This window comes from Kitasatospora sp. NPDC036755 (genome assembly GCF_040636595.1).
Taxonomy (GTDB): domain Bacteria; phylum Actinomycetota; class Actinomycetes; order Streptomycetales; family Streptomycetaceae; genus Kitasatospora.
In genome coordinates, this window is record NZ_JBEZUT010000451.1 from 1 (window position 1) to 5,428 (window position 5,428).

Annotated in this window: 1 protein-coding gene; it reads right to left on the minus strand. The window is 77.4% G+C overall.

Annotation, left to right across the window (positions count from 1 at the left end):
• On the minus strand, positions 1 to 5,428 hold a 5,428-nt coding region (locus AB0E96_RS37735; RefSeq protein ID WP_359830851.1), incomplete at both ends, for a type I polyketide synthase.

The window sequence follows — 5,428 nt, forward strand, 5'->3', positions numbered from 1 at the left end:
GCCGGTGATCGAGCAGTAGACCAGCCGCGGGTTGAGGGCCTGGGCGCGGTCCGGGTACCCGCCGGCCCGGCGGCCGCCGGGATGCCCGGGAGCAGCTCCTCGTGCAGGAACTCGGCCAGCGCACGCGGGTTGGGGTAGTCGAACATCAGCGTGGCGGGCAGCCGCAGCCCGGTGGCGGTGGAGAGCCGGTTGCGCAGCTCGATCGCGGCGAGCGAGTCGAGCCCGAGCTCGGTGAAGCCCTTGCCGAGGTCGATGCCGGCCGGCTCGTCGTGCCGGACTGCGGCGACGTGGGTGCGGACCAGGTCGAGCAGGATCCGGCCCTGCTGCTCGTGGCCGAGGCCGGCGAGCCGCTCCTCCAGGCTCCCGCCGTCAGCGCCGGAGGCGGGGGAGGCGGTGGCAGGGGCCGGGGCGGTCCGGCCGGACGGCCCGGCGGCGTCCGTCCGGGCGGCCGTGGGCCGACGCCGGGCCAGTTCGCGGAACATCGCCGAGACCTGGTCCCCGGCGCCCGCGAGGGCCACCGGATCGAGCCGCATCGGCACCACGACGGCCTCGTCGGCGGCGAGGGCCTCGTCGAAGAGCGCCAGCCCCTCGTCGGTGGTGAGCGCGGGCATGCCCAGCCGGTCCATCCGGCCCAGGTCGTCCTCGGTGACGCCGCCGCCGAGTGAGGTCGGCGTCCGCCAGAGCCCGAACGCCAGCGCGGTGGCGGGCAGTCCGGCGGCCCGGCGGGTACGGGCGAGGGCGTCCAGGTACCGGTTGGCCGCACCGTAGTTGCCCTGGCCCGCGCCGACCAGCAGGCCGGCGCAGGAGGAGAAGAGGACGAATGCCGTCAGGTCGAGGCCGGCGGTCTGCTGGTGCAGGTTCCAGGCGCCCTCCAGCTTCGGGCGGAGCACGGTGTCCATGCGCTCGGCGGTGAGCCCGGGAACGAGCGCGTTGTCGCTGACGCCCGCCGCGTGCACCACGCCGCGCAGCGGACGGTCGGCCGGGACGCCGGCGAGCAGCGCCGCGAGCGCCCGAGGGTCGGCGACGTCGCAGGCGGCGACGGTCGCCTCGGCGCCGAGCGCGGCGAGTTCGGCGACCAGCTCCGCGGTGCGCGGCCCGGCTCCGCTGCGGCTGGTGAGCAGCAGGTGGCGCACGCCGTGCCGTTCGGCCAGGTGGCGGGCGACGATCGCGCCGAGGCCGCCGGTGCCGCCCGTGACGAGCACCGTGCCGTCCGGCTGCCAGGGGCCGCCGTCCGGGGCGGCGGCGGCCGGCACCCCGGTCAGGCGCGGCACCCGGACGTCGCCCCCGCGCACCGCGGTCTCCGGCTCGCCGAGGTCGGCAAGGGCGGCGGGCACCCGGGGTCCGTCGAGGTCGGTCAGCAGGACCCGGCCGGGGTTCTCCTGGGCGGCGGCCCGTACCAGGCCCCACACGGCGGCGTGGGCCGGGTCGACGGGCTCGTCCTCCTCGGTGGCGACCGCGCCGCGGGTGGCGACCAGCAGCCGGGAGTCGGCGAACCGGTCGTCGGCCAGCCAGTCCTGGAGGAGGGTCAGCACGCCGTCCAGGACGGCGCGGACGTCGCCGGGCCGGTCGCCGGCCGGGGCCGGGCAGGGGTGGACGATCAGCTCCGGGACGGGCAGGTCCCCGTCGGTGACCTCCTTGCCGAGTGCGGCCAGGTCGGCGAGCACCGGTACGCCGGGCAGGTCGAGCGGCCGCTCGCCGACCACCGCCCAGCCGGCGGTGCCGCGTTCGCCGGCGGCGCCGAGCGGCAGGTACCGCCAGACGACCCGGTGCAGGGACTCCAGCGCGCGGGTGCCGGTGGAGGCGTCGGCGGCCGCCGCGAGGCGGTCGGGGGTGACGGCGCGGACCACCAGCGAGGAGACGCTGGCGACCGGCAGGCCGGTGGTGTCCGACAGTTCGAGGCGGACGGCGTCCTGGCCGACGGACCGCAGCCGCACCCGCAGCCGGGCCTGACCGCCGCCGTGCAGCCGCACCCCGCTCCAGGCGAACGGCAGCATCGAGGCGCCGACGTCCTGCGGGCGGTGGCCGCCGAGGAAGTCGGCTCCGCTGAGCGCGGCGTCCAGCAGCGAGGGGTGCACCCGGTAGCCGGCGGCGTCCTCGGTGGCGTCGGCGGGCAGCGCCACCTCGGCGAACACCTCGTCGGCGGTCCGCCAGACCGCCTTGAGGCCGCGGAACATCGGGCCGTAGTGGTAGCCCTGGCTGGTCAGGTACTCGTACACGTCGCCGATGTCGACGTGCTCGGCGCCGGCCGGCGGCCAGGCGCCCGTGTACGGGGCGGGCGGGGCCGGCAGCTCCGCCGCCGGGGTGGCGGCCAGGAACCCGGAGGCGTGCCTGGTCCAGCCGACCCCGGCCGGGGCGCTCTCCAGCCGCGAGTGGATCGAGACGGACCGGCGCCCGGTGCGGTCGGCCTCGCCGACGAGCACCTGGATCGCGGTGCCGCTGACGGTGCTCAGCGGCAGCAGGGCCTCGATGGTGAGTTCCTCGACGAGGTCGCAGCCGGACTCCTCGGCGGCCCGCATCGCCAGCTCCAGGAAGGCGGTGCCGGGCAGCACGGTGGTGCCGAGCACCGCGTGGTCGGCCAGCCAGGCCTGGGTCTCCACGGCCAGCCGCCCGGTGAGCACCAGGCGGTCCGCGTCGGGGGCGACCACGACGGCGCTGAGCAGCGGGTGACCGGCGGGGCCCTGGCCGGAGCCGGTCGGGTCGGGGACCGCCGGAGCGGCGGTCAGCCAGTAGCGGCGGCGGTCGAAGGCGTAGGTCGGCAGGTCGACCCGGCGGGCGCCGCGGCCGGACAGGAACCGGGCCCAGTCGACGGTGCCGCCGGCGGCGTGCAGCCGGGCGACGGCCCGCAGCAGCGCGCGCGGCTCGTCGGCGTCCCGTCCGGCGGTCGGGACGACCAGCGCGCCGCTGCCGTCCAGGCAGGTCTCGGCGAGCGCGCTGAGCACCCGGTCCGGGCCCAGCTCGACGACCCGGGTGACGCCCGCGGCGGCCAGCGCCGCCGCGCCGTCGGCGAAGCGGACGGCCGAGCGGATGTGCCGGACCCAGTAGTCGGGGGTGGCGAGTAGTTCGTCGCCGGCCGGTGCGCCGGTGACGTTGGAGATCACCGGGACGGCCGGCCGGTGGTAGGTCAACTCCCGTGCCACGGCCTCGAACTCGGCCAGCATCGGCTCCATCAGCGAGGAGTGGAAGGCGTGCGAGACGCGCAGGCGGGTGGTGCGCCGGCCCTGTGCCCGCAGCTGTCCGGCGACCGCCCGGACGGCCTCGGTCCCGCCGGACAGCACCACCGAGCGGGGGCCGTTGACGGCGGCGATGTCGACGCCCGGGACCAGCAGCCCGGCGACCTCGGCCTCGGTGGCCTGGACGGCGACCATCGTGCCGCCGGCCGGCAGGGCCTGCATCAGCCGGCCGCGCGCGGCGACCAGGGCGCAGGCGTCGGCGAGCGAGAGCACCCCGGCCACGTGGGCGGCGGCCAGTTCGCCGATCGAGTGGCCGAGCAGCACGTCGGGGACGACGCCCCAGGACGTCACCAGGCGGTACAGCGCGACCTCGTGGGCGAACAGGGCGCACTGGGCGTACCCGGTCCGCTCCAGGGCCTCGGCGTCCTCGCCCCACATCACCTCGCGCAGCGGGCGCTCCAGCCGGGGGTCGAGCAGCGCGCACACCTCGTCGAAGGCGTCCCGGAACACCGGGTGGGCGGCGTGCAGTTCGCGGCCCATGCCGAGGCGCTGGGCGCCCTGGCCGGAGAAGAGGAACGCGGTCCGCCCGGCGGCGGTGCGCGGGCCGGTGACGGCGTCGGCCGAACCGGTGCCCCGGGCCAGGGCGGTCAGCGCCCGCCGGGCGCCGTCGAGGTCGTCGGCGAGCACGGTGGCGCGGTGGTCGAACACCGCCCGGGTGGTGGCCAGCGAGTGGCCGAGGTCGAGCAGTCGGGCGTCCGGGTGGGCGTCCAGGTGGGCGAGCAGGGCCGTCGCCTGGTCGGCCAGCGCGCCCTCGGTGCGGGCCGACAGCGGCAGCGGGACGGGCCCGCCGACCGGGTCGGGGCCCTCCTGCCCGGCGGGCCCGGACGGGGCCGCCGGGGCCTGCTCGACGATCAGGTGCGCGTTGGTGCCGCTCAGCCCGAAGGAGGAGACGGCGGCGCGGCGCGGGCGGCCGGTGCGCGGCCACTCCTCCTGTTCGGTGAGCAGCCGGATGCTGCCCGCCGTCCAGTCGACCTGCGGCGACGGCTCGTCGACGTGCAGGGTGCGGGGCATGACGCCGTTGCGGACGGCGAGGACGGCCTTGATGACACCGCTGACACCGGCCGCGGCCTGGGCGTGGCCGATGTTCGACTTGATCGAGCCGAGCCGCAGCGGCTCGTCGTCCTCCGCGCGGTCCCGGCCGTAGGTGGCGAGCAGCGCCTGGGCCTCGATCGGGTCACCGAGGCGGGTGCCGGTGCCGTGGCCCTCGACCAGGTCGACCTCGGCGGGGGAGAGGCCCGCGGCGGCCAGCGCGGCCTGGATGACCCTTTGCTGGGAGGGGCCGTTGGGGGCGGTCAGGCCGTTGGAGGCGCCGTCCTGGTTGATCGCCGAGCCGCGGATCACCGCGAGCACCGGGTGGCCGTTGCGGCGGGCGTCGGAGAGCCGCTCGACCAGCAGCATGCCGATGCCCTCGGACCAGGCGGTGCCGTCGGCGGCGCCGGCGAACGCCTTGCAGCGCCCGTCGGGCGCCAGGCCGCGCTGCTGGCTGAAGTCGACGAAGATCTCCGGGGTCGGCATCACCGTCACGCCGCCGGCCAGGGCCAGTTCGACCTCGCCCTGGCGCAGCGCCTGGCAGGCCAGGTGCAGGGCGACCAGCGAGGACGAGCAGGCCGTGTCGACGGTCACCGCCGGGCCCTCCAGGCCGAGGGTGTAGGCGACCCGGCCGGAGGCGATGCTGGCGGCGCTGCCGTTGCCCAGGTAGCCCGTCAGGTCGTCCGGCACCTGGGCGAGGCGGCTGCCGTACTCGTGGTACATGATGCCCGCGTAGACGCCGGTGCGGCTGCCGCGCGCAGTGGACGGGTCGATGCCGGCCCGCTCGAAGGCCTCCCAGGACGCCTGCAGCAGCAGCCGCTGCTGCGGGTCCATGGCGAGCGCCTCGCGCGGCATGATGCCGAAGAACTCGGCGTCGAACTCGGTCGCGTCGTGCAGGAAGCCGCCCTGGCGGACGTAGGTCCGCCCGACCGTCCCCGGCTCCGGGTCGAAGATCCCCTCGGTGTTCCAGCCGCGGTCCGCGGGGAAGTCGGTGATGACGTCCTCGCCGGCCAGGACGAGCCGCCAGAGGTCCTCGGGGGAGCGCACCCCGCCCGGGAAGCGGCAGCTCATGCCGACGATCGCGATCGGGTCGTCCTCGCCGCCGCCGCCGGCGGCCGGACGCGGCGCGGGGGCGGCGGGGGCGGCCGCCGGGGCCGCGGTGCCCCAGC